Origin of the sequence: Neisseria sp. (assembly GCF_041804105.1) — a bacterium.
Classification (GTDB): domain Bacteria; phylum Pseudomonadota; class Gammaproteobacteria; order Burkholderiales; family Neisseriaceae; genus Neisseria.
Genome location: NZ_JBHCJY010000066.1, coordinates 1 through 22,249 on the forward strand (window position 1 = coordinate 1; position 22,249 = coordinate 22,249).

24 protein-coding genes are annotated in these 22,249 nt (G+C 51.4%); 16 read left to right on the forward strand and 8 right to left on the reverse strand.

The annotated features are described in order from the left end of the window. Positions 1-122: 122 nt before the first annotated feature. Positions 123-215: a DUF4760 domain-containing protein gene (locus ACEYDX_RS06265; protein WP_373741167.1), complete on the forward strand. Its 93-nt coding sequence runs from the start codon at positions 123-125 to the stop codon at positions 213-215. Between the two features lie 64 nt (positions 216-279). Here ACEYDX_RS06265 and mgtE read toward each other — a convergent pair whose 3' ends face one another. After that, positions 280-1,746 (reverse strand): magnesium transporter, encoded by a 1,467-nt coding sequence (mgtE, locus tag ACEYDX_RS06270; protein WP_373741168.1) that lies wholly within the window; start codon positions 1,744-1,746, stop codon positions 280-282. 381 nt (positions 1,747-2,127) lie between these two features. Then, the gene (gene rarD / locus ACEYDX_RS06275; RefSeq protein WP_373741169.1) at positions 2,128-3,021 is read right to left on the reverse strand and encodes an EamA family transporter RarD; all 894 of its coding nucleotides are present in this window, start codon (positions 3,019-3,021) and stop codon (positions 2,128-2,130) included. Positions 3,022-3,054: 33 nt separating this feature from the next. Here rarD and ACEYDX_RS06280 point away from each other — a divergent pair, with 33 nt between their 5' ends. Then, the gene (locus tag ACEYDX_RS06280; RefSeq protein WP_373741170.1) at positions 3,055-3,222 is read left to right on the forward strand and encodes a hypothetical protein; all 168 of its coding nucleotides are present in this window, start codon (positions 3,055-3,057) and stop codon (positions 3,220-3,222) included. Between the two features lie 294 nt (positions 3,223-3,516). Here the strand turns inward: ACEYDX_RS06280 and tal are convergent, their stop codons facing one another. Further along, a complete protein-coding gene (gene tal, locus ACEYDX_RS06285; RefSeq protein WP_373741171.1) occupies positions 3,517-4,572 on the reverse strand; it encodes a transaldolase in 1,056 nt (351 codons plus the stop codon). Positions 4,573-4,932: 360 nt separating this feature from the next. On the opposite strand from tal, the gene ACEYDX_RS06290 reads away from it, so the two are divergent. Further along, positions 4,933-5,910 carry an SIS domain-containing protein gene (locus ACEYDX_RS06290; protein WP_373741172.1) on the forward strand — a complete coding sequence of 326 codons (978 nt, stop codon included), beginning with the start codon at positions 4,933-4,935 and terminating at the stop codon, positions 5,908-5,910. A gap of 81 nt (positions 5,911-5,991) precedes the next feature. Here the strand turns inward: ACEYDX_RS06290 and ACEYDX_RS06295 are convergent, their stop codons facing one another. Continuing rightward, positions 5,992-6,678: a S24 family peptidase gene (locus ACEYDX_RS06295; RefSeq protein WP_373741173.1), complete on the reverse strand. Its 687-nt coding sequence runs from the start codon at positions 6,676-6,678 to the stop codon at positions 5,992-5,994. A gap of 310 nt (positions 6,679-6,988) precedes the next feature. Between ACEYDX_RS06295 and ACEYDX_RS06300 the strand changes: the two genes are divergently transcribed. Next, positions 6,989-7,273 (forward strand): hypothetical protein, encoded by a 285-nt coding sequence (locus ACEYDX_RS06300; RefSeq protein WP_373741174.1) that lies wholly within the window; start codon positions 6,989-6,991, stop codon positions 7,271-7,273. A 66-nt stretch (positions 7,274-7,339) separates the two neighbouring features. Here ACEYDX_RS06300 and argC read toward each other — a convergent pair whose 3' ends face one another. Then, complete coding sequence (gene argC / locus ACEYDX_RS06305; RefSeq protein ID WP_373741175.1) at positions 7,340-8,383, reverse strand: N-acetyl-gamma-glutamyl-phosphate reductase; 1,044 nt, start codon at positions 8,381-8,383, stop codon at positions 7,340-7,342. Between the two features lie 304 nt (positions 8,384-8,687). Next, positions 8,688-9,680: a L,D-transpeptidase gene (locus tag ACEYDX_RS06310; RefSeq protein ID WP_373741188.1), complete on the reverse strand. Its 993-nt coding sequence runs from the start codon at positions 9,678-9,680 to the stop codon at positions 8,688-8,690. 144 nt (positions 9,681-9,824) lie between these two features. Here ACEYDX_RS06310 and rlmD point away from each other — a divergent pair, with 144 nt between their 5' ends. The 6 genes from rlmD (at position 9,825) to ACEYDX_RS06340 (ending at position 15,509) form a co-directional block, all read left to right on the forward strand. Next, positions 9,825-11,192 (forward strand): 23S rRNA (uracil(1939)-C(5))-methyltransferase RlmD, encoded by a 1,368-nt coding sequence (gene rlmD / locus ACEYDX_RS06315; protein ID WP_373741189.1) that lies wholly within the window; start codon positions 9,825-9,827, stop codon positions 11,190-11,192. A 147-nt stretch (positions 11,193-11,339) separates the two neighbouring features. Beyond that, the gene (locus ACEYDX_RS06320) at positions 11,340-12,800 is read left to right on the forward strand and encodes a tetratricopeptide repeat protein (RefSeq protein ID WP_373741176.1); all 1,461 of its coding nucleotides are present in this window, start codon (positions 11,340-11,342) and stop codon (positions 12,798-12,800) included. 22 nt (positions 12,801-12,822) lie between these two features. Further along, positions 12,823-13,914 (forward strand): response regulator, encoded by a 1,092-nt coding sequence (locus ACEYDX_RS06325; RefSeq protein ID WP_373741177.1) that lies wholly within the window; start codon positions 12,823-12,825, stop codon positions 13,912-13,914. A 13-nt stretch (positions 13,915-13,927) separates the two neighbouring features. After that, on the forward strand, positions 13,928-14,464 hold the full coding sequence (locus ACEYDX_RS06330) for an ATP/GTP-binding protein (RefSeq protein WP_373741178.1): 537 nt from the start codon (positions 13,928-13,930) through the stop codon (positions 14,462-14,464). 1 nt (position 14,465) lies between these two features. Next, a complete protein-coding gene (locus ACEYDX_RS06335; protein ID WP_373741179.1) occupies positions 14,466-15,122 on the forward strand; it encodes a peptidase M23 in 657 nt (218 codons plus the stop codon). A 27-nt stretch (positions 15,123-15,149) separates the two neighbouring features. Next, positions 15,150-15,509 carry a roadblock/LC7 domain-containing protein gene (locus ACEYDX_RS06340; protein WP_373741180.1) on the forward strand — a complete coding sequence of 120 codons (360 nt, stop codon included), beginning with the start codon at positions 15,150-15,152 and terminating at the stop codon, positions 15,507-15,509. Between the two features lie 120 nt (positions 15,510-15,629). On the opposite strand, the gene ACEYDX_RS06345 is transcribed toward ACEYDX_RS06340, so the two are convergent. After that, positions 15,630-16,556, reverse strand: coding sequence for a LysR family transcriptional regulator (locus tag ACEYDX_RS06345; protein ID WP_373741181.1), 927 nt, complete (start codon positions 16,554-16,556; stop codon positions 15,630-15,632). 210 nt (positions 16,557-16,766) lie between these two features. On the opposite strand from ACEYDX_RS06345, the gene ACEYDX_RS06350 reads away from it, so the two are divergent. The 6 genes from ACEYDX_RS06350 (at position 16,767) to ACEYDX_RS06375 (ending at position 21,997) form a co-directional block, all read left to right on the forward strand. Further along, on the forward strand, positions 16,767-17,516 hold the full coding sequence (locus tag ACEYDX_RS06350; RefSeq protein ID WP_373741182.1) for a Nif3-like dinuclear metal center hexameric protein: 750 nt from the start codon (positions 16,767-16,769) through the stop codon (positions 17,514-17,516). A gap of 123 nt (positions 17,517-17,639) precedes the next feature. Continuing rightward, positions 17,640-18,224, forward strand: coding sequence for a ubiquinol-cytochrome c reductase iron-sulfur subunit (gene petA, locus ACEYDX_RS06355; RefSeq protein ID WP_373741183.1), 585 nt, complete (start codon positions 17,640-17,642; stop codon positions 18,222-18,224). Between the two features lie 14 nt (positions 18,225-18,238). Then, positions 18,239-19,744, forward strand: coding sequence for a cytochrome bc complex cytochrome b subunit (locus ACEYDX_RS06360; protein WP_373741184.1), 1,506 nt, complete (start codon positions 18,239-18,241; stop codon positions 19,742-19,744). A gap of 16 nt (positions 19,745-19,760) precedes the next feature. Beyond that, the gene (locus ACEYDX_RS06365; RefSeq protein ID WP_373741185.1) at positions 19,761-20,546 is read left to right on the forward strand and encodes a cytochrome c1; all 786 of its coding nucleotides are present in this window, start codon (positions 19,761-19,763) and stop codon (positions 20,544-20,546) included. A gap of 403 nt (positions 20,547-20,949) precedes the next feature. Then, positions 20,950-21,555, forward strand: a complete 606-nt coding sequence (locus ACEYDX_RS06370) for a glutathione S-transferase N-terminal domain-containing protein (protein WP_373741186.1) — start codon at positions 20,950-20,952, stop codon at positions 21,553-21,555. A 16-nt stretch (positions 21,556-21,571) separates the two neighbouring features. Then, positions 21,572-21,997: a ClpXP protease specificity-enhancing factor gene (locus tag ACEYDX_RS06375; protein WP_373741187.1), complete on the forward strand. Its 426-nt coding sequence runs from the start codon at positions 21,572-21,574 to the stop codon at positions 21,995-21,997. A gap of 126 nt (positions 21,998-22,123) precedes the next feature. Here ACEYDX_RS06375 and ACEYDX_RS06380 read toward each other — a convergent pair. Next, positions 22,124-22,249: transposase (locus ACEYDX_RS06380; RefSeq protein ID WP_373740712.1), on the reverse strand; the 126-nt coding region annotated here is incomplete at its 5' end.

Genomic DNA, 22,249 nt, shown 5'->3' on the forward strand with positions numbered 1-22,249 from the left:
GTGGAGATGGCGATGCCGAATTCTTTTGCGGCTCTACGAATCGTCCATCCTTGACGGAGTTTTTTGAGCACGAGTTGTTTGAAGTCTTGTGAATAGGCCATGGTGGAATTGTATCGAATAATATGTTTATTTGCTATATAAGAAAACAAGAAAAACGCCCCAAGCTGTTTTGCGAATTTGAGTGGTTGGCAAAAAAATGGGAAGATGACAAATAAAAAAGGCCGTCTGAAAACCTGTTGAAACGGGTTTTCAGACGGCCTTTTGTATTGGAACGGCAGGTTAGAGCAGGAATACGGTGGCGAGTCCCAGGAAGATCAGGAATCCGCCCGAGTCGGTTACGGCGGTGATGAGAACGGAGCTGCCGAGGGCGGGATCTCGGCCGGCTTTTTCCATAAACACGGGGATCAGCACGCCGACGGTGGCGGCCAGGAGCAGGTTGAGGGTCATGGCGGCAACCATGACGAGGCCGATACCGAGGTCGTTGTAGAGCAGCCATGATACGATGCCCATTACCGTGCCCCAGATCAGGCCGTTGGCCAGTGCGACGCCGACTTCTTTTTTCAGCAGGCGTTTGGCCTGCATGCCGGAGAGTTGTCCGGTGGCCATGGCGCGCACAATCATGGTGATGGTTTGGTTGCCGGAGTTGCCGCCGATGCCGGCGACAATCGGCATGAGTGCGGCCAGTGCGACGATTTTTTCGATGCTGCCTTCGAATGCGCCGATGACGCGGCTGGCGACGAAGGCGGTGCAGAGGTTGATGGCGAGCCACATCCAGCGGTTTTTGACCGAGTCCCACACGGGGGCGAACAGGTCTTCTTCTTCCTGCAAACCGGCCATGTTCAGCATGTCGGCTTCGGATTCTTCGCGGATGACGTCGACCATTTCGTCGATGGTGATGCGGCCGATGAGTTTTTTGTTTTCGTCGACCACGGGGGCGGTAATCAGGTCGTAACGTTCGAATGCCTGCGCAGCTTCTTCCACGTCGTCTTCGGGTCTGAAGCGCACGACGTCCTGCACCATGACGTTTTCGACTTGTTCTTCGGGGTCTGCGACCAAGAGTTTGCGGATGGGCAGTACGCCTTTGAGTGCGTCGTTTTCATCGACCACGAAGATTTTGTCGGTGTGGTCGGGCAGGCTGTCGAAGCGGCGCAGGTAGCGCAGCACCACTTCGCAGGCGACGTCCGCGCGGATGCTGACGAGTTCGAAATCCATAATCGCGCCGACCTGGCCGTCTGAATACGACATGGCGGCCTGAACTTGGGCGCGCTCTTCTTCGTCGCGCGTTTGCAGGGCTTCGGCGACGACTTGGTGGGGCAGATCGTCGGCGAGTTCGGCCAACTCGTCGGCATCCAAATCGTCGACGGCGGCGAGCAGCTCTTCTTTGTCCATCGATTCGATGAGCGTTTCGCGTACTGCGTCGGACACTTCCAGCAGCACTTCGCCGTCGTCTTCGGGACGCACCAGCAGCCACACGATGTTGCGTTCGCGCGGCGGCAGCGATTCGAGCACGCCCGCTGCGTCGGCGGGGTGGAGTTCGGCCAGAAGCACCGTCAGCTCGGTCAGCGGGGCGGTGAGCGTTTCGTCTTCGGGCGGAATGCCTGCTTCGATTTGAGGGAACGCGGGGGCGAGGATTTCGCACAGCGTATGGATGCGGCCGATGTCGGCCGACAGGCGCTCAACGTCGCTGGCGGTTTCGGCTTCTGCGCCGTCGGTGCGGATGTCGGGGTTTTCTTGTTCGGGGTTCATAAATACTCCGCCCGCCTGAAAGCGGGGGAAGCATTCGGGCGGGAATTACGGGATGGGATATGCAGGAAGGGGGGATGAACCTGAGTCCATAGGAATACGCCCGCGCCGGCGGGCAAGGTGTGGAAAACGGGACGTATTCTACACCTTTTTGCAGGGGCTTTCTATGGACGGCGTAAGGCCGTCTGAAAATCGGGGGCGGTTTCAGACGGCCTTTGCGGTGGAGGCAGAAGGGTGTGCTGCAGGCTGCCGTCCGCACGGCTGTGCAGGCGGCTTCGGCTCGGGATCTGAACGGTGTGTTGTCCGCCATATCTGCGTTTGATGTAAGACGGAAAACTGTATCGGATGCCGCCGTCGGGATAACAGGCCGTCTGAAAACATGTTTCAGACGGCCTTGCGCCGCCATGCGTCCCAGAGAAACACCGCCACGCCCAGCCAAACCCACATGTAGCCGATGAGGCGGTTGCCGTTTAGCTGTTCGCCGAAAAGCAGCAGGCCGCACAGGAGCTGTATGCTGGGGGAGATGTATTGCAGGATGCCGACGAGCGACAGGGAAATGTGTTTGGCGGCGGCGGTGAACAGCATCAGCGTGAGCGTGGTGGCTGCGCCCGAGCCGAGCAGGACGGCGGTTTGCAGGGTATTGAGTCCGCCAAACACGGTTTGTCCGTCGACGGCACACCATGTCAGATAGGCGAGGGCGGCGGGCAGCAGTATCAGGGTTTCTACCGTCATGCCGGTCAGGGTGTCGGTGGGAACGAGTTTGCGGATTAAGCCGTACATGCCGAAACTGAATGCCAGAATCAGGGCAATCCACGGGATTTGTCCGGCGGGAACGGCCAGCCAGACGATGCCGGTCAGCGCGAGCGCAACGGCCAGCCATTGTGTGCGCCCCAGCCGTTCTTTAAGTATCGTTGCGCCGAGAAAAATATTGAACATCGGGTTGATGAAATAGCCGAGACTGGCATCGAGCACATGGTTGTTGGTTACCGACCAGACGTAAACCAGCCAGTTGGTGCCGATGAGCAGGGATGTGCAGGCAAACGCCGCCAGCAGTTTGGGTGTGCGGAATACGGAAAACAATGCGGGAAGCTGCCGGAACCTGCAGACGAGTATCAGCGCAAACACCGCCGACCACAATACGCGGTGCGCCATAATCTGCATCGCAGGCATGGCGGAATGGTTGAGCGGATACCAGTAAATCGGAAACAGACCCCAGATCAGATAGCAGGAAAGCGCGTAGAGCAATCCTTTTCGGGGGTTTTGGTCGGATGCGGACATGGTGCGGATGCTGGGTATGGCGGGACTGTCGGGATGGTACGCCTTACGACAAGGGGTGTCGAGCGGAAAGGCCGTCTGAAAAACGATATTCAGACGGCCTGCCGTTTCGCGGGTTCGGGGGCAGCGGCCGTTTGGCTGTCGGCTGTGTTTGAATGGCGCGTTGACTCCGTTTTGCGGCAGGGCAGGGAGCGTGATGGTTGAATGTAGGAAACCGTAACAGGCACATCCGAATGATTTTGCACACGCTCCCGAAGCGGGAGCGTGTGCAAAACAGGATGAGGCCGTCTGAAAACGTCGGGCGGCCTTTATTTTTGGCTGTGTTTGGACAGGGTGTTGATTGGCACGGAATCATCCACGGTTGTCATGCCCAAACCAACGGGAATTCACTATAAATACTCATAACCACATGAATAAAAACAGTTTATTTCTACAAGGGGATGGCGATGCCGTTATGCCGACGCATTGCCCAACCACAGTCTTCTTTATGCCGAATTTTCAGGCCAGCGGCTCGAGCAGTTTGGCAAACGCGTCTTCAAACTGCTTCAAACCGTCTTCCTGAAGGCGGACGGCGAGGGCTTCGACGTCGATGCCGAGTTTTTCCGTTTCTGCCAATACCGCTTGGGCTTCCGCAATGCTTTCCGTGAGCGTGGATTTGGCGGTACCGTGGTCGATAAAGGCTTTGAGCGTGGCATCGGGAACGGTGTTGACCGTATCTTTGCCGATGAGGCTGTCGACATACAGCGTGTCAGGGTAGGCGGGATTTTTCACGCCGGTGGATGCCCACAGCAGCTGAATGGGGTTGGCGCCTTTGGCTTTCGCATCGGCAAATTCCGCTCCGCCGAAGTATTGCTGCCAATCTTGATAGGCGGCTTTGGCCAGCGATACGGCCGTTTTGCCCTGCAAGTGTTCGGGCAGCGTGGCATCGAGCGCGCCGTCGATGCGGGAGATGAAGAAGCTGGCGACGACTTGGATATTGTCCACGGGCAAACCGGCGGCGATGCGTTTCAAAATGCCGCGCGTATAGGCTGCGTAGGCTTTCTGGGTCTGTTTGCGTGAAAACAGCAGCGTGAGATTGATGCTCAGGCCGTCTGAAACCAACTGTTCCAGTGCTTCTACGCCTGCGTCGGTGGTGGGCACTTTAATCATCACGTTTTTGCGGTTGATGGCCGCATGCAGGCGTTTGGCTTCGGCTACCGTACCGGCCGCATCGTGGGAAAGTTCGGGCGATACTTCAAGGCTGACGAAACCGGTTTTGCCGCCGGATGCTTCGTGTTCGGCAAGGCAGACATCGCAGGCGGCCTGTACGTCGGCAACGGCGAGGGTTTCGTAAATTTCTTTCGCATCCTTGCCCGCGGCTTTGAGCGCGGCGATTTCGGGTGTGTAGAGTGCATCGCCCGCGAACGCTTTCTGGAAAATAGCGGGGTTGGAGGTTACGCCGCACACGCCTTGTTCCAGCATGGTTGCCAGTTCGCCGCTTTGCACCAGCGAACGGGAAAGGTTGTCGAGCCAGATTTGTTGTCCTAATGCTTTGACGTCCGATAAAATAGCCATCTTTGATTCCTTGTCGAATGGTTTGGATAAACGCCCGTCCGCTGCTTTTCAGACGGCCTTTTCAGATTGCCGATACTACCCTGATTCCCCCCGCTTTGAACAGCAAAAACTTTAGGGACGGCGACAGGGCCGTCTGAAATTTCAGGTTGCGTTTTTATGGTGTGTTGATTGATGCACTATGGTTGGCAACCGTTATTCCCATGCAGGCGGGAGTCCGGAGTGGATATTTATAAATAATTGAATCAAAAAAGTTTCTGAAATTAAAGCCCGGATATTCGCCTACGCGGGAATGCCCGTATCGATGTCATCAACGCATCCTTCAAACACAGTCAGATTTTATTGTTATATTAAGAGATTCCCATGACCGACACTTCCAGCCATTATCTTGATTGGGCGCGCGACGTGCTCGATACCGAAGCCGCCGCGTTACGCGAAATCGCCGCCGGACTCGACGGAAATTTTGCCTGCGCCGCCGCCGCACTGCTGCAATGCCGCGGGCGCGTGGTCGTAACGGGTATGGGCAAGTCGGGGCATGTCGGCCGTAAAATCGCCGCCACCATGGCATCGACCGGAACGCCTGCGTTTTTCGTCCATCCCGCAGAAGCGGCCCACGGCGATTTGGGCATGATTGTTGACGGCGATGCCGTGCTGGCACTCTCCAATTCCGGCGAAAGCGACGAAATCCTTGCGCTCGTGCCCGCTCTGAAACGCAAGCAGACGACGCTTGTCTGCATTACGTCCAATCCGAAATCCAGCATGGCGAAACATGCCGACATCCACATTACCGCTTCGGTGTCGAAAGAGGCCTGCCCGCTCGGACTTGCGCCCACATCCAGCACCACGGCCGTGCTTGCATTGGGGGATGCGCTGGCGGTGGTGCTGCTCAAAGCCCGTTCGTTCACGCCCGAGGATTTTGCCCTCAGCCATCCTGCGGGAAGTCTCGGCAGACGGCTGCTGCTGACGGTGGCCGACATCATGCATACGGGAGACGGTTTGCCGGCAGTTACCGAAGGCACGCTGTTGAAAACGGCCATCGTCCGCATGAGTGAAAAGGGTTTGGGTATGCTGGCGGTAACGGACGGTTCGGGCCGTCTGAAAGGCGTGTTTACCGACGGCGACCTGCGCCGCTTGTTTCAGCAGCGCGACAATTTTGCAGGGCTGGCGGTGGAGGACATCATGCACCCGAATCCGAAAACCATTACTGCCGACAAACTCGCCACCGAAGCCTTGAAACAAATGCAGCAAAACCAAATCAACGGCCTGCTGGTAACGGATTCAGACGGCCTGTTGCAGGGTGCGCTGAATATGCATGATTTGCTGGCGGCAAGGATCGTGTAGGCAGGTGAGAACGAATACAGGCCGTCTGAAAAGTTTACGGAACAGCTGTGGTATATGGCTGCGCCGCCTGTTCCGCCGCAGTCAAATCGTCCGTCCGAACCATTCCACGCGGCCGATGACGGCGATGTCGTCGGATTGGCGGTTCAAATCGATTTCAAAAGTCGGATAGGCTTCGTTTGCGGAAATCACCCGCACGATGCCGCCCGGCATCAATTGCAGGCGTTTGACCAGCAGATTTTCGTCCAAACGCAGCACATAAAGCCCGTCGCGCGGTACGGTTTCGCTGTGGTTGATGAGAATGGTGTCGCCATCGTTGAGTACGCCTTCCATCGAATCGCCTTTGACAGAGATGACCGACAGGTTTTTGGTGTCGCGGGTGATGTAGTTTTCCACCCAATAACGGCGGAAGGCCATCGCAAAAGTCGGTTTTTCGTCGCCCGCCAAACGTCCGTGTCCGGCTGCCGCCTGAATGTCGTAACGCGGCACGAATACAAATTCTTCCACATCGACGGGGTTGCCCAAAGTGTCGTAGGCGGTCGTGTTTGCCGCCGTTGCATCGGGGAACGGCTCTCCGTTTCCTGTCAGCAGCCAGTCTATGTTGCATCCTTTTAGCTGTTTGATTTTAATCAGGGTTTCTGATTTCGGCAGTCCGCCTTCGTTCCAAATCCGGCTGAATCCGGCAATGGTCATGCCGATGTCTGCTGCGATTTTTGCCTGCCGCGCCCCGTCTTTCCACAAGAAAGCCAGCCGCTCTTTAAAGGTGTCCATTTTTATCCTTTCTTTCGACCATGTTTCCCGCCCGTTTTTTGGTGATTGCCGATTTGTCCGGCAAGGTTGCGGGTGCTCGGTGTGATTTTCTGACCACACAGTGCGATTTCTTTTATTTTAGCTTAACTTTCAAAAAAATGTAAGATAAATCGAACTTGGACTAAGATAAAATATTGCAAACTCTAATTTTGTTGAGTAATATGTAAAAAATCTTAGATTTTTCGAAGTTTGGACGGTGTGTTAAAAGGCCGTCTGAAAAGACGGACGGCATCCCGGCCATATTGCTGCTGATGGGCCGGTTATTTGGGAGATGATGGAAATGAACAGATATAGAAAAGGATTGCTTTGGTCGGTAGGGCTGATATTGGCAGTTTCGGTTGTTGTGCCGTTCAGCTATTCTGAAGCGCAGTCTGCCGATATTCCGTTGCCGGCTTCGGTTTGCGCCGAAATTGCCGCTCTGCCGATGTCTGATATGAGTCGTAGCGAACGAAAACATGCAGTGCAATGCGATGTTTTCGAGGCGGCCGATGCATGGGAGCAGCAATATGGCCAACTGGGGCATCAGGGTTTAATCGGCGGAGTGGTGTACGAATAAGAGCAGGCCGTCTGAAAGCGGTTCAGACGGCCTGTTCGGGTGTGGTAGTGAATTTGAAACGGTATGTTACGGCAATAGCGGTACGCCGTCCAAACCCGCGTTTTCGGTAAAACCGAACATCAGGTTCATATTCTGAACCGCTTGGCCTGCCGCGCCTTTGACCAGATTGTCGATAACCGACAATACAATCCACACATCGCTTTGTGGTGCCTGTTGAACGCTGATGCGGCAAAAGTTTGCGCCGCGCACGCTGCGGGTTTCGGGCGTGCTGCCGGACGGCATGACATCGACGAACGAGCTGTCGCGGTAAAAATCGGCGAGTATTTCATGCGGATGACGACCACTTTCCAAATGTAGATACATGGTGGCGTGCATGCCGCGTATCATCGGCGTGAGATGGGGGACGAATACAAGGCCGTCTGCTATGCCGGTTTGCAGCATGTTCAGGGTTTGTTTGATTTCGGGCAGATGGCGGTGCCCGCCCACGCCGTAGGCTTTGAAATTATCGCCTGCTTCGCACAGTAATGTCCCTACGCTGGCTTTGCGCCCTGCACCGGAGACGCCTGATTTGCAGTCGGCAATCAATGGTGCGCCTGTTTTCAGACGGCCTGCTTGCAGGAGCGGCAACAGCGGCAGCGATACGCAGGTGGGATAGCAGCCGGGATTGGCGACCAACCGTGCGGTTGAAATGGCATCCCGGTTGAGTTCGCTGAGTCCGTAAACTGCTTCGGCGGTAATGTTCGGACTTTCATGCCTCATGCCGTACCATTTTTCCCATGTCGGAATGTCTTTGATACGGTAGTCCGCAGACAAATCGACAATGCGGACGCCCAGCTCCAGCAATAACGGGGCTTCTTTCATGGCAACGCCGTTGGGCGTGGCGAAAAATACGATGTCGCATTCGTCCAACCGTGCTTCATCGGGCGTTTGGAATGTCAGCTCATATACGCCGCGCAAACTGGGGAAATAGTCCGACAATTTGATACCCGCTTCGCTGCGGCTGGTTACGGCGGCTACTTCAACGTTCGGATGGGATGTCAACAGGCGCAGCAGTTCCACACCTGTATAACCTGTGGCGCCGACGATGCCCGCTTTAATACGCTGTGTCATTTGTCTGTTCCTAACCTTTAAAATCAGAGACGGGCAGTGTAAGCCTGATAGGGTTTTCTGAAAAGGGTGGATTTGGAGTGGGAAGCCATTTTGTTTGGTGGGGGATGATATGTTGATGTATTGAATTTCTGAATCGCACTTACCTGAAAGGCCGTCTGAAAAATATTTTTCAGACGGCCTTAATGTTTGCTTCATCCGGATACTTGAAATATTGGGTTGTGTTCAAGTGACCGAAAGATTGCTTCCAGGCGGACGGTTCGGATTGTTGTCAGTGCAGGAAGACAGGAAAACCTGATATCGATATTTAAAACAACACGCCCGTAGGGTCATTGGGGTCGCTTTTTACCGGAGCATAAGGCGGTTTGACCGGAGCGGATGAAGCTCTGGGTGCGGTTGGCCTGCTGGCCGATGCAGCAGCGGATGCTGCGGACGTGGTGTCGCCGGCATCGATTTCGATTTCGGTACCCGTCGGCAGCACCTGATCTTTAGGTGCAACGGGTGCAGGTTTGGGAACGAATTTCGGCTTGGTCAATGCGGCCGAACCGCTGGTCCATGCAACCGATTTTAAAGGTGCTTTCAGTTTGACGCCTGAGGCGCAGGTCAAACAGTTGGCCGCACCGGTTTTGGCTTTCAGAACGGCGTCAACACGCTTGGAGTTGACGGTTTTTTTGTGCACTTTTGCCCATGCGGTAATGCTTTTACGCAAAGCAGCGGTATTGAGGTTGTTCTTTTTATAGGGGTCGCGGTAAGCGGCCAGCCATAAATTGTTGTTGGCGTCGACGTTGAGGGCGGCCATGTGGTAAACCACGGATGCGGTGGAACCCGAATTAATGGTTTTGGCGAATTCGAGCGCATCGGGAGATTTCATGCGGACACAGCCGTGGCTGCGTACTCCGGGTACGCTGGCAGGGGCGTTGGTGCCGTGGATGCCGAGGCTGAGTTTGGGGTCGCCCAAGCGTACGAACACCGGACCCAACGGGTTTTTCGGTCCGGGAGGGATGGTTTTAAGCCCGTCTTTGCGCTCTTTCTGTATGCTGAGCGGGATGTGCCAAGTGGGGTTGAATACTTTGGGACCGATTTTGTGTTCGCCCAAGTTGGTTTGGGTTAATGCTTTGCCCACGGCTACCGGATATACCTTGGTCAGTTTTCCGTCGGTAAAGAGAAAAAGCCGTTGTTGGGGTATGTTAATGACGACGTGTTGGCCGGATGAGGCAGGCTGAATGTCGGGGATGGGGGTGTTGGCGGCTGCCGCTGCAGAAAATAGCAGGACTGCCAGGCCGAGGCCGGTTTGTTTCATCATGTGATTCGTGTGTTGCATGTTGGGAAAATACGAATAGAGAATTTGGGGAATCATACCGTAATCCGCAAGATTTTGTGGGAGAATAGCCTGTTTTTGCAGTTCGGCAGCATAGGTTTTCAGGTTGGAGGGTCGGATGGAGATATGAGTAGGAAAACAGAATGCGGACGGTATCCGGAATATACGGCGGAAGTGTTTTCGCTGGATTACGAAGGCAGAGGTGTGGCGCGGATAGGCGGCAAAACCGTGTTTATCAAGGGGGCGCTGCCGTCTGAAACCGTCCGCTGCCGTGTCGTGAAACAGAAAAAACAGTTTGATGAAGCGGAAACGGTGGCTGTTTTAAAAACTGCGGCAGAAAGGGTTGTACCGGAGTGTGTCCATTTTGATACATGCGGCGGATGTGTGCTGCAGCATGCGGCACCTGATGCTCAGGTTGCCTATAAGCAGAGAATATTGGAAGAGCAGCTGCTGCGTATAGGAAAAGTACAGCCGGAGCAGATTCTTCCGCCGTTACATGGTAAGGCTTGGTATTACCGCGATAGAGGCAGGTTGAGTGTTGCGTTAGACAAAACAGGCCGTCTGAAACTCGGTTTTCGAGCAAAAAACAGTCATGATGTCGTCGATTTAGTCATGTGTAAGATATTGCCCGAACACGTTTCTTCAAAGCTGCCGGCGTTGCGTCATCTGCTGCAAACGTTAACTGCGGAAAAACAGCATGTTAAATATGCGGAATTTTCCGTGTGCAGTGATTTGAGTATATTTAATCTGTTTTTATCGGACAGGCCGTCTGAAAAAGCTTCTGCTGCCATCAGGCAGTTTGCAGACGTGCATTTGGTGGATGACGGCGTGGATTGGCAGATTTGGCTGCAACATCCGCAGCAGGATGCTTATCCGTTTTATCCGGAAATCCGGCGGCGTTTGGCTTACAGGCTTCCTGAGTTCGAAGTATATATGCCCTATCTGCCGGGCGATTTTACGCAAATTAACTCGGAAATGAACCGAGCAATGGTTGCCCGTGCTTTGGGGCTTCTGGATGTCCGGCCAGGAGAAAGGGTTGCCGATTTGTTTTGCGGATTGGGCAACTTCACGCTACCGATTGCCAAACAGGGTGCTGATGCGGTGGGGATAGAAGGTTCGCAAACGTTGGTCAAGCGTGCCAAAGACAATGCCGTGTTAAACAATTGCAAAGATACAACAGTTTTTCAGACGGCCGATTTGTTTGAAACGGATGAACAAATAGTGGCATCTTGGGGGCATTTTGATAAAATGTTGCTCGACCCGCCGAGAAGCGGTGCGTATGAGGTGGTGAAATCGCTGCATGCACCTTATCTGCCAAGCCGTATCATCTATATATCCTGTAATCCTTCAACTTTCGCACGGGACGCTTCTGTATTGGTGCAAAAGGGTTACGGATTCAAAGCGGCGGGGGTAATGAATATGTTCGCCCAAACTGCTCATGTGGAGTCGGTGGGTTTGTTTGAGTTGAAAAATGACGACATCAAACGCTGCTAAAATAGTTTTTTATGTAATTGTTGGTCGTGCTGTGTTATCATAAATGCATTAACAGATAACATTATTCGATAATCAATCAAAATCGGTTAAGATAATTTAACAATCCGAGGCCGGTTGTGGGTTGATACAATTGCACATCATCGGGAGGTGTTCTTGAATTATTCGCTACTAATCATAATACTGGCATTGGTTCTGCTGGTTTTGCTGTTTGTCCGGCATAAGCAGGGCGGGCAGGCAAAACCCGGCAAGAGGGCGGCTGTGTCCGGCAAGCGGGACAGCCGTGTTGTTGCTTCGTCTCTGCCTGCTGACAACAGGGAGGCGGAATGGTCGGATCAGCTTAACCAAACCGTTTCAGGCGTCAATCAGGAGTGGGAGTGGGGTGCCGACGGTGTGTCTACCGACGGTAATTCTTCTGCGGTTGCCGTTCAAGAGGTTGACCCCCTTACCGAATATCAGGTTTACAAACAGTTCGGCTATGAGAGTAAAGCCGCGGAATCTCTGTCTTCATATCTGAACGGTTTGAGTGACGGTGCGCCTGAAAAATTGGTGCATGAATTGGTCGGCCTGAATTTAAGGGTTGGCGACATCGATAAATTGGCCGAAACATTACAGCGTCACGGCACATCTTTGCCGGATGAAAGTTTTGCCGAATATGTTAAAGCCGGTTTGATGTCGGATTCTACCAACTTGCCTTTGCGTGTATTGGCGGAAAGCAGGATGGGTTGGGACATGCAGGAAATTTCCCGTCAAATCGGTGAAAAAGTCGGTTTGGAAGAATCTCATTCGTCTGAGAATCCGACGTTGACCATTGATGCTGGCGGGCAGCATCAGGAAACAACTGTGTCCAAACGCAGCCCGATTGTGGTCGGTAAGGTTGATATGGGTAATATTACACCTGAAGAAATGGGCGCAGTTTTGGGGTTCAGTAAACCCGAACGCAGTACGAAGATTTTGAAAGACAAGCTGGATTATGAAACGGCGCTGCATCAATATAACCGCGCCATTCAAAAATCAAACAAACCTGCGGGCTTGATTATTGATGCCTTGAAGCTCGATTATCAGAACGAAGAAGTCAACCAATTTGCCAAGCATTTGTGGAAGTTGTATTACTCGCTCGGCCAATACGGTCGTCAGGTGAAAGAACGTATGCTGGGGTGGGGTTACAGCTTGGGCTATCACGAAGTATTTGATGATCTGGAAAAAGGGCCGTCTGAAAAACAAATCCGAGACATCGGTTTGCAACGCGGTTATATCGAACCTTCCGCATTACAGATGAAAGCCAAATACCGTGATTTGGTTCAGCAGGATTCTTCCATAATCAGTGCGGGTACTTCTCCTGCCGATGAAGCGGTAAAAGAGGTGGAGTCATTGCTGATGTACGGTCAGTTGGATCAGGCCATCGGTACGTTGGAGCAAGCTGTTCTGCAATACCCTCAGGAATCCCAGCTTTATATTATGTTGTTTGATTTGTACGAACGTTCCGAAGATTGGCCGCGCCTTGAGCAGTTTTTGCGTTTACTGCGTGAACGTGTCAGCAGTTTGCCGGAAGAAGTGGTGTTGGCAATGAGCCGTTTGTTGCAACGTGTAAACCAATATTCAAAAAAATAACAACTTTAAAGAGTACCAGCGAATGGAAAATTTATTACCTAAAGTTAAAACCATACGGGTGATGCTGCAAGAGACGGATGAGCAGCAGAATGCTGTGTTCCGCATGGCATTCAAGATGCACAATACAACCAATTATGAAATCGTTACGCCCGAGTCGGCTGAAAAACCGGATTTGATTTTGGTTGATACTGATACTGCGGATGGTGTGGAAAAATGGAAAGGACTGAAGGCCGAATACCCTGATGTGCCTGTGGCCATGTTTTCTACCGAACTGCCAACAGTAACCACGCCGTACCTGCCCAAGCCGATTAAATTCGATACACTTTTTCCGATTTTGCGTAGTCTGGCACAAGGTGGAAATATTTTTGATGCTTCTGCTCATCAGTCGGGTGATTCGGCTTCTTCCAATGGCAATGCCGATACCCGTAAAGCCACTATTCGTCGCTTTAACCCGCAGAAAGGCGTGTTGGGTGCATTAAAATTCGCCAGCCGCGGGCAGCAGGATATTGCCGTTTTGCATGACGGGAAACCGATTTTGATTGTTTTTCCGAGTATCCAGCGTGTATTGCTGACCGTCAGTGCCGCAGAATTAGAGAAATTCTGTAAAGATGATAATTTGGCCGTAACCTGCAAGGCAGTACCTGAAAACCCTCAGTGGAAAGAAAAAGCCAAAGTGACCATTATGTCCTGCTTGTGGCAGGTGGCACTTTGGACTGCCCAAGGCCGTCTGATTTATCCGATGACTCCGCAAACGGTTTTTACTCTGAAGCGTTGGCCGAACCTTACCCGTTTGGCTCCTGTACCTGAGTCCATGAGGTTGTCGGCATTTCTGACCAAAACATCTGTCAATTTGAATATCCTTTACAAAGTTATGCCTTTGGAAATGCCCGATATTCTCAATTATCTGGCAGCAACTTCGGTAACGGGCTTTTTGGCAACCGATGCTGAATTTACCGCACAGGCGGAGACTAATGTGTCTGGAGAGCAAGTCAATGTCAGCAGTGATGTGCCTGACAGCCAGATGGCGAAAGATGCGGAAAAAGTGGCCGGACCTTCAGCCGAGCAGCCGCGTGGCCTGCTGCAGCGCCTGATGCGCAAGTTGATTGGAAAATAAAGGACTAAAGTAAATGACAGAGAATAAGATTATTTTTACCGGTCCCGTCGGTGTGGGGAAAACAACGGCCATTTCTGCATTGTCTGACGAACCGCCGGTGCAAACGGATGCCGGTGCTTCCGATATGACTTTGGTGCGTAAAGGTTACACCACGGTGGCCATGGATTACGGTGTGATTCATTTGGATGAAGAAACCAAAGTCCATCTTTATGGTACGCCAGGTCAGGAACGTTTCAACTTCATGTGGGAAATTCTCAGCCAGGGCAGTATGGGGCTGGTGCTTCTGCTGGACAATACCCGAACCAATCCGCTGAAAGATTTGCAGTTTTTTCTGGAGGCGTTCCAAGAGCTGTTGAAAAAAGCGCCTTTGGTAGTAGGGGTAACAAAAATGGACATCCGCTCATTGCCCGGTGTGGATGTTTATCAGAAATATCTTGCCCAAAATAATTTTAACGTACCGGTTTTTGAAATTGATGCACGTCGTGAAGAAGATGTAAAACAACTGGTTACCGCGATGTTGTTCTCAATTGATCCGGGTTTAGAGGTATAAGATGGAATCGACACTTTCACTACAATCAAATTTGTACCCTAAAGTAACTCCTGCTGGTGCATATTATGCGGTATCGAGTGACGCTTCGAGCGCAAGCCGCGTATTACTGTACGGTTTGCTCAAAGCGGCGCCGTCTGAAACCATCAGCAGTGAAAAACTGCTTGCTTGGGCGGATACCAGCGACATTAACAGCGCGTTGAATCTGCTTTACCGTTTGCAACGCTTGGAGTTTCTTTACGGCGACGAGCAGGTTAGCACCGAAGATACCAATCTGAGCGATGAGCAGCTTCCTGATTTGTTGGCACAGTTGTCCAATGTCGGCAAGGCTCTTTTGGCCGATGAAAACGGTCTGTACTTTGCCAATGCCGGTTTCCATCACGAAGCTGCCGAAGAGCTTGGACTGTTGGCCAGCGAGATTGCCGGTGTGGAAGCCAAACATCAGTTGCTGATTAAAAACAATCTGCATATCCATCACAGCGCCTGGGGTATCTGCGACCCGTCGGGCCAAAGCGAACTGACTTTCTTCCCGCTTTATGTCGGTACCACCAAGTTGATTCTTGTAATCGGCGGTATGCCCGATCTGAATAAAGAAGCATTCGTTACCTTGGTGAAAGCCCTGTATAACCGTTATGGCAGCCGTACATCTGTAACTGTCTGATGACTAGAAAGATATTGGAACAATATTATGCAACAGCTATTAATTTCCGTTTTGAGCGATTTGAACAATACTTCCACTGACATTATCGCTTCTGCCGTTATTTCAACCGACGGCCTGCCGATTGCCACCTTGCTGCCCTCGCATCTGAATCCCGACCGTGTGGGCGCGATGTCAGCCACTTTGCTGGCGTTGGGTAACCGTTCCGTTCACGAGCTTGCCTGTGGCGATTTGGATCAGGTAATGGTAAAAGGTACCAATGGTTATGTACTTTTGAGCCAAGCCGGTGAAAATGCCGTATTGGCATTGATGGCAAAAGAGAGCGGCAAACTCGGCTTGATTTTGCTTGATGCCAAGCGTGCGGCCAAGCATATTGCCGAGATTCTGTAATCCGATCGGCCGTAATTGAGCTGTTCGTTCGCAGCGGTTTGGTTGTTGCCTGTAACCGGATGAGATGTTTAAACGATAAGGCCGTCTGAAATTTTTTCAGACGGCCTTTAATTCTAAGTTTTAAATGGCAAGTACATTCAAACCCGGTAAGTCCGCAAAACTTCTGTCGCGAACAATCTGGCAAAAATTGTCGAGATAGCTTTTACCGCTGTCTTCGGCGCGCATAGCTGCGTACAGTTTGCTTTGCAGGCCGTCTGAAGTGATGGGGCGGGAAATAACGTAGCCTTTCTCCAAATAGGGCATGACTGTCCAATAAGGTAGGGCGGCAATCCCGCGGCGGCTGGCCACAAGCTGTATGATGGCTATGGTCAATTCGCTGGTACGGCGCGGCGGATTGATGCCTTTGGGAAGCAGGACTTGGCGCAATAAATCCAGCATATCATCTGGAACCGGATAACTGATCAGGGTTTCGTTGCGGAAATCTTCCGCTTCCCATACGGGTTTGGAGGCGAGCGGATGGTCTTTGGCACAGATGCCGACCATTTCGTAAGAAAACAGCGGCTGATAAACGATGCCGCTTTGCGGTTCTGCTTCGGAAACGATTGCCAAGTCAGCACGATGCTGTAGCAGTAGGGCGACCGGATCAGTGTGGAATCCGGATACGATGTCGAGTTCTACTTGCGGCCAAAGCGGGCGGAACTCGCCCATCGCAGGCATCAGCCAGTCGAAACAGGTGTGGCACTCCACCGCCAAGCGCAACTCTCCCGCCTCGCCTTCGATAATCTGTGCCAAGTCGCGCTCGGCAGCGGCCACTTGCGGCATTAAATCGCGGGCAAGTTGCAGCAGTCTTTCGCCCGCAGGCGTAAAACGTATGGGGGAGCTTTTCCGTTCGAACAACGGCGTTTCGTAGTAATTTTCCAATGCACGGATTTGATGGGACAATGCGGATTGGGTTAAAAACACACGTTTGGCGGCCAGCGATACGCTGCCGGTTTCTTCGAGTGCAAGCAGGGTTTTGAGATGGCGCAGTTCGATGATGGATTCCATTTTTCAGACGGCCTGTTTTGGGTTTGGAAACTGTTTCATATTAAAATAATTCATATAAGCGGGCAAACGGATGGTAGAAAATCAACATTGATTTGATGCGCATCAAGGCCTTTTCGGGTGGTACGCGCAGGCGGCGGTATAAAATGGCCGTCTGAAAATGAAAAGATGCGTAGGCATCGGATAAAACACAGACATACACAAGGATGGTTTATGGCAACACGGCAGGAAGTTCTCGATTGGTGTGGTGAAACGCTTCAGGTAAAACTGTTTAAAGATTATGCGCCGAACGGCCTGCAGGTAGAGGGGCGTAATGAAATCCGCAAAATCGCCACGTCCGTTACCGCCAGTCTGGCGGCGATTGAATTTGCGGCGGAACAAAATGCCGATCTGTTGCTGGTGCATCACGGGATGTTTTGGAAAAGCGAGCCGGTTACGGTTACGGGATGGAAAAAAAAGCGCATCGAAATGCTGCTGCGCTACGGCATCAATATGGCCGGTTATCACCTGCCGCTGGATGCGCACCCCGAAATTGGAAACAATGCCCAGCTTGCCAAACTGATGGAATGGGAAACCGATTATGTTTGCGGCGAGCAGGGTCTGCTGAATATAGGCCGTCTGAAAACGCCGCAACATGCACAACAACTGTTACAGGCTTTGGAGGCCAAGCTCGGCCGCAAGCCAGTGGCAGCGGGTGATGGTTCGCGCGAAATCCGTACCGTCGCATGGTGTACCGGCGGTGCCCAAGGTTTTTTTCAGACGGCCTTGGATGAAGGTGTCGATGCCTACATCACAGGAGAGATTTCCGAAGCGCAATATCATCTGGCCAATGAAACCAGTTCGCTGTTTATCAGCGCAGGCCATCATGCTACCGAGCGTTACGGCATCCGTGCACTGGGAGCGGCCGCAGCGGCTAAATTCGGCTTGGAAGTATGCGGTTTTGACGAAGAAAACCCGGCGTGATGAGAGAATATTCTCTGTAATCTTTACCTTAATTTAAATAATACTTTGAGTATCACGGCAAACTAGGTAGAATTACATTGTTTAATGGCTCGGTATTTCCAAAAATTTTAGGACGACTGAATAATGGATAATCAAGTAATCAATCAAGGCCGCCGCCGATTTCTGACGCTGGCAACAGCGGGCGCGGGCGGTTTGGCGACAGTCGGTGTCGCTGTGCCGTTTCTGACAAGCTGGGCGCCGTCGGAGAAAGCCAAGGCTGCCGGTGCGCCCATAGAAGTAGATGTCAGCAAAATCGAATCAGGCCAACTGATGACTGCCGAGTGGCAGGGTAAACCGATTTGGGTGCTGAACCGTACGGAGCAGATGGTTAAAGACCTGAAAACGCTCGACGGCGCAGTAGCCGATCCGAAGTCGGAAGCACCGCAACAGCCCGATTATGCCCAAAATGCAGACCGTTCCATCAAGCCGAATATTTTTGTGGTTATCGGTATCTGTACGCATTTGGGCTGTTCTCCTACTTTCCGTCCGGACATTGCTCCCGCAGACTTGGGCGCAGATTGGAAAGGCGGTTTTTTCTGCCCGTGCCACGGTTCGAAATTCGATTTGGCCGGCCGGGTATACAAAGGTGTTCCTGCTCCGACCAACTTGGTCGTGCCGCCTTATAAATATCTGAGCGATACCACCATTTTGGTCGGCGAAGACAAATAATAAGGAACTTCATCATGGCAAACCAAACCAATAACAAAGCAAAAGCATTGTTAGACTGGGTGGATGCGCGCTTCCCCCTGTCTAAAATGTATAAAGAGCACGTAGGTGAGTACTACGCGCCGAAAAATTTTAACTTCTGGTATTATTTCGGCTCTTTGGCCATGTTGGTGCTGGTGATTCAAATCGTCAGCGGCATCTTCCTGACCATGAACTACAAACCTGACGGTAATCTTAACCAATATAATCTTCCGGCAGCATTTACCGCAGTGGAATACATCATGCGCGACGTGTCGGGCGGTTGGATTATCCGCTATATGCATTCCACCGGCGCGTCCATGTTTTTCGTGGTTGTGTATCTGCATATGTTCCGCGGTTTGGTGTACGGTTCGTTTAAAAAACCGCGTGAACTCGTATGGGTGTTCGGTTCGCTGATTTTCTTGGCCTTGATGGCAGAAGCCTTTATGGGCTATCTCCTGCCTTGGGGACAGATGTCTTTTTGGGGTGCTCAGGTAATCATTAACCTGTTTGCAGCCATTCCCATTGTTGGCCCCGACTTGTCCACTTGGATTCGCGGCGACTTCAATGTATCTGATGTTACGCTCAACCGCTTTTTTGCCTTGCACGTTATCGCCGTGCCGTTGGTGTTGCTCGGTTTGATTGTGGCGCACATTATTGCTCTGCACGAAGTAGGCTCCAACAATCCTGACGGTGTTGAAATCAAAAAACTCAAAGACGAAAATGGTATTCCGCTTGACGGCATTCCTTTCCATCCTTACTACACCGTTAAAGACATTCTGGGTGTGGTGGTATTCCTGATTGTCTTCTGTGCCATTATGTTTTTTGCACCGGAAGGCGGTGGTTATTTCTTGGAAAAACCGAACTTTGATGCTGCCAATCCGTTGAAAACACCGGCACATATTGCGCCTGTGTGGTACTTCACGCCTTTCTACGCCATTTTGCGTGCGATTCCTTCGTTCTTGGGAACGCAGGTGTGGGGGGTTATCGGTATGGGTGCGGCTGTGGTGCTGATTGCGCTTCTGCCTTGGCTTGACCGTTCGCCCGTAAAATCGGTGCGTTACCGGAATACCACTTTTAAAGTCATGTTGGTTCTCTTTATTGCAGCCTTCATCGGTTTGGGTATTTTGGGGGCATTGGTTGCAGACAACCGCCGTACCGACTATTCCCGTGCTTTCAGCTATATCTATTTCCTGTTCTTCTTGGGTATGCCGTTTTATACTTCGGTGAAAAAAGGCATTTCAGGTTTGTGCAGTATGGTTTTCTATGCCTTTGTCGGCGTTCTCGGCCTTGCCTTGACTTTCTTCTTGGCAGACTGGGGTGCACGCTTGCTGACCTTGTTCACCACAGCATTCTTTATCGGTTCGGCGTTCATGCCTAACCTGAATGCTGAAAAAGAAGTGCCAACCCGAGTAACCATGAGTACCCCCAAACAAAAAATCATGTTCTTTGTTTATACGGGTATTGCCGTGGTGGGTGCATATCTGTTTGCAACCAATATCTGACAAGAGGGCAGCGAAAATGAAAAAAACCTTTAAAAACTGGGTTGCTGCCTTATTGCTGGCAGCTCCTATGGGCTTTGCGGCCGCAGCAGGCGGCCATGCCGAATATGAAAAAGTAGAAATCAACCTGCGTGATCAGGCCAGCCTGCAACGCGGTGCTCAAATCTTTACCAACTACTGCCTTTCCTGCCACTCGGCCAGCGGTATGCGCTATAACCGTCTGCAAGACATCGGTTTGTCTGAGGATGAAATCAAGAAAAACCTGATGTTTACGACTGACAAGGTAGGCGATGTCATGCATTCGGCCATGAATCCGAAAGATGCGGCCAAATGGTTCGGTGCGGAACCGCCTGATTTGACCCTGATTGCCCGCTCGAGAGGAGCAGACTATCTCTATGCCTATATGCGCGGGTTCTATAAAGACCCGACACGTCCGAGCGGTTGGAACAATACCGTTTTTGATAAAGTCGGTATGCCGCATCCTTTGTGGGAGCATCAGGGTGTACAGGCCGTTGAGTTGGATGCCAAAGGCCAGCCGGTTTGGATTGAAGAAAACGGTGTGAAGAAACCCAAACTTTATTGGGAGTCTACCGGTCTCCAAACCCGTAAACTGCCTAACGGCAAGGTAATTACCAAAGAATACGATGATTATGCCCGTGATTTGGTGAATTATCTGGTGTATATGGGGGAGCCGGCTCAAGAAAATCGCAAACGCATCGGTTATTGGGTGTTGATATTCCTGATGGCTGTTATGTTACCGTTGGCCTATTTCCTGAAAAAAGAATATTGGAAAGACGTACACTGAAATTCCTGAGTAAGAGAAAGCGGAGCCTTGTTCGGTTCCGCTTTTTGTTTTTCAGACGGCCTAGGTGTGGTGTGAAAGGTTGAGGCCGTCTGAAAGTCGGATAAGCAGATTGTGATGATGAGGCAGGTTTGTTTCGACGGAAACTGCAGTTCTTTCTGTATTGTGAGCAATCTATGTTTGCCATCAGTAGGCCATTCAAAACCGGTATTTTTCGGATTTTGGGAAATACATACTGCTTTTGAATCGGTTGTATTGAGTTTTGAAAATATGTTTTAAAAACATATGTTTATGCTGTTTTTCTGGCTTTGGGGAAATCAATCGTTTATAATTTACCGATTAAATTTATCAGGCCGTCTGAAGTCCTGTTTTCGGCGTGCCCCACCCATTATTAGGAGTAACCGTCATGATGACCCTCTATTCGGGTATTACCTGCCCGTTCAGCCAACGTTGCCGTTTTGTGCTGTATGAAAAAGGTATGGATTTTGAAATCAAAGATGTCGATATTTTCAATAAGCCGGAAGATTTGTCTGTAATGAATCCTTACGGACAAGTTCCTGTGTTGGTGGAGCGCGACTTGATTCTCTATGAATCCAATATCATCAACGAATATATCGACGAGCGCTTTCCTCATCCCCAGCTTATGCCGGGTGATCCGGTTATGCGTGGCCGAGGCCGGCTGGTGCTGTTCCGTATGGAAAAAGAGCTGTTCAGTTTGGTTTCCGTTCTTGAAAACCCTGCGGCTACCAACAAAGAGCAGGCCAAAGCCCGTGAAGCCATCAGCAACGGTTTGACCATGCTGGCTCCTGCGTTTTCCAAAAACAAATACATTCTCGGTGATGACTTTTCTATGATCGATGTGGCCATTTCCCCGCTACTGTGGCGTCTCGACCACTACGACATCAAGCTGGGCAAATCCGCAGCACCGATTCTGAAATACGCCGAACGTATTTTCCAGCGCGAAGCCTTTATCGAAGCGTTGACCCCTGCCGAAAAAGCCATGCGCCGTTAAACCGAAAGGATTTTTCATGACTGCGAGCACCAAGCCTTATCTGTTGCGTGCCCTTTACGAATGGTGTCAGGACAATGGTCAGACACCGCATATCGTCGCTTGGGTCAACGAGCATACCCGTGTGCCGTTGCAATATGTGCGGGACAATGAAATTGTGCTGAATATCGGTGCGGCAGCCAGCCACAATCTCGTTATCGATAACGAATGGGTCAGCTTTTCCGCACGTTTTAGCGGTATTGCCCAGGAAATCTGGATTCCCGTCGGACACGTTGTCAGTATCTTTTCCCGGGAAACAGGCGAAGGAATGGGTTTCGATGTCGAGCCTTACGAACCTGAAAACGTAGCGTCGGTTCCGGAAAGCAATACGGATACTGATGCAGAGACACGGACGGATGATGAAGAAACCGGCAAACCGAAAAAGGTTTTGAAATTCGTTAAATAGATTGTTAGACCATTAAGAGGCCGTCTGAAAATTGTGGTGGATGTTTGGCGGAAGGCTGTATGGTATCCGTTGGTACGATAGCCGTTCGTTGTTGCTGTCTATGCAATTGCAGTATAGCAAATAAACTTATTTATCGATACACACCTGAAACAGCCAATCCACATCCGTAATTCGCAGCCGATTCCTAACACCTTTAATCCAAGCCCACTTTTTCTCTATCTGATTCAGATCGGGGCTATAAGGTGGAAGCCA

Excerpts from the sequence above, each read along its gene's own strand:
- ACEYDX_RS06325 (WP_373741177.1), top strand. The coding sequence starts at position 12,823 with ATGGAAAATTTATTACCTAAAGTTAAAACCATACGGGTGATGCTGCAA.
- tal (WP_373741171.1), bottom strand. The coding sequence starts at position 4,572 with ATGGCTATTTTATCGGACGTCAAAGCATTAGGACAACAAATCTGGCTC.
- ACEYDX_RS06290 (WP_373741172.1), top strand. The coding sequence starts at position 4,933 with ATGACCGACACTTCCAGCCATTATCTTGATTGGGCGCGCGACGTGCTC.
- ACEYDX_RS06375 (WP_373741187.1), top strand. The coding sequence starts at position 21,572 with ATGACTGCGAGCACCAAGCCTTATCTGTTGCGTGCCCTTTACGAATGG.
- ACEYDX_RS06365 (WP_373741185.1), top strand. The coding sequence starts at position 19,761 with ATGAAAAAAACCTTTAAAAACTGGGTTGCTGCCTTATTGCTGGCAGCT.
- ACEYDX_RS06350 (WP_373741182.1), top strand. The coding sequence starts at position 16,767 with ATGGCAACACGGCAGGAAGTTCTCGATTGGTGTGGTGAAACGCTTCAG.
- ACEYDX_RS06340 (WP_373741180.1), top strand. The coding sequence starts at position 15,150 with ATGCAACAGCTATTAATTTCCGTTTTGAGCGATTTGAACAATACTTCC.
- ACEYDX_RS06280 (WP_373741170.1), top strand. The coding sequence starts at position 3,055 with ATGGTACGCCTTACGACAAGGGGTGTCGAGCGGAAAGGCCGTCTGAAA.
- ACEYDX_RS06335 (WP_373741179.1), top strand. The coding sequence starts at position 14,466 with ATGGAATCGACACTTTCACTACAATCAAATTTGTACCCTAAAGTAACT.
- ACEYDX_RS06265 (WP_373741167.1), top strand. The coding sequence starts at position 123 with ATGTTTATTTGCTATATAAGAAAACAAGAAAAACGCCCCAAGCTGTTT.
- ACEYDX_RS06330 (WP_373741178.1), top strand. The coding sequence starts at position 13,928 with ATGACAGAGAATAAGATTATTTTTACCGGTCCCGTCGGTGTGGGGAAA.
- argC (WP_373741175.1), bottom strand. The coding sequence starts at position 8,383 with ATGACACAGCGTATTAAAGCGGGCATCGTCGGCGCCACAGGTTATACA.
- mgtE (WP_373741168.1), bottom strand. The coding sequence starts at position 1,746 with ATGAACCCCGAACAAGAAAACCCCGACATCCGCACCGACGGCGCAGAA.
- ACEYDX_RS06370 (WP_373741186.1), top strand. The coding sequence starts at position 20,950 with ATGATGACCCTCTATTCGGGTATTACCTGCCCGTTCAGCCAACGTTGC.
- rlmD (WP_373741189.1), top strand. The coding sequence starts at position 9,825 with ATGAGTAGGAAAACAGAATGCGGACGGTATCCGGAATATACGGCGGAA.
- ACEYDX_RS06360 (WP_373741184.1), top strand. The coding sequence starts at position 18,239 with ATGGCAAACCAAACCAATAACAAAGCAAAAGCATTGTTAGACTGGGTG.
- ACEYDX_RS06345 (WP_373741181.1), bottom strand. The coding sequence starts at position 16,556 with ATGGAATCCATCATCGAACTGCGCCATCTCAAAACCCTGCTTGCACTC.
- ACEYDX_RS06300 (WP_373741174.1), top strand. The coding sequence starts at position 6,989 with ATGATGGAAATGAACAGATATAGAAAAGGATTGCTTTGGTCGGTAGGG.
- rarD (WP_373741169.1), bottom strand. The coding sequence starts at position 3,021 with ATGTCCGCATCCGACCAAAACCCCCGAAAAGGATTGCTCTACGCGCTT.
- ACEYDX_RS06295 (WP_373741173.1), bottom strand. The coding sequence starts at position 6,678 with ATGGACACCTTTAAAGAGCGGCTGGCTTTCTTGTGGAAAGACGGGGCG.
- petA (WP_373741183.1), top strand. The coding sequence starts at position 17,640 with ATGGATAATCAAGTAATCAATCAAGGCCGCCGCCGATTTCTGACGCTG.
- ACEYDX_RS06310 (WP_373741188.1), bottom strand. The coding sequence starts at position 9,680 with ATGAAACAAACCGGCCTCGGCCTGGCAGTCCTGCTATTTTCTGCAGCG.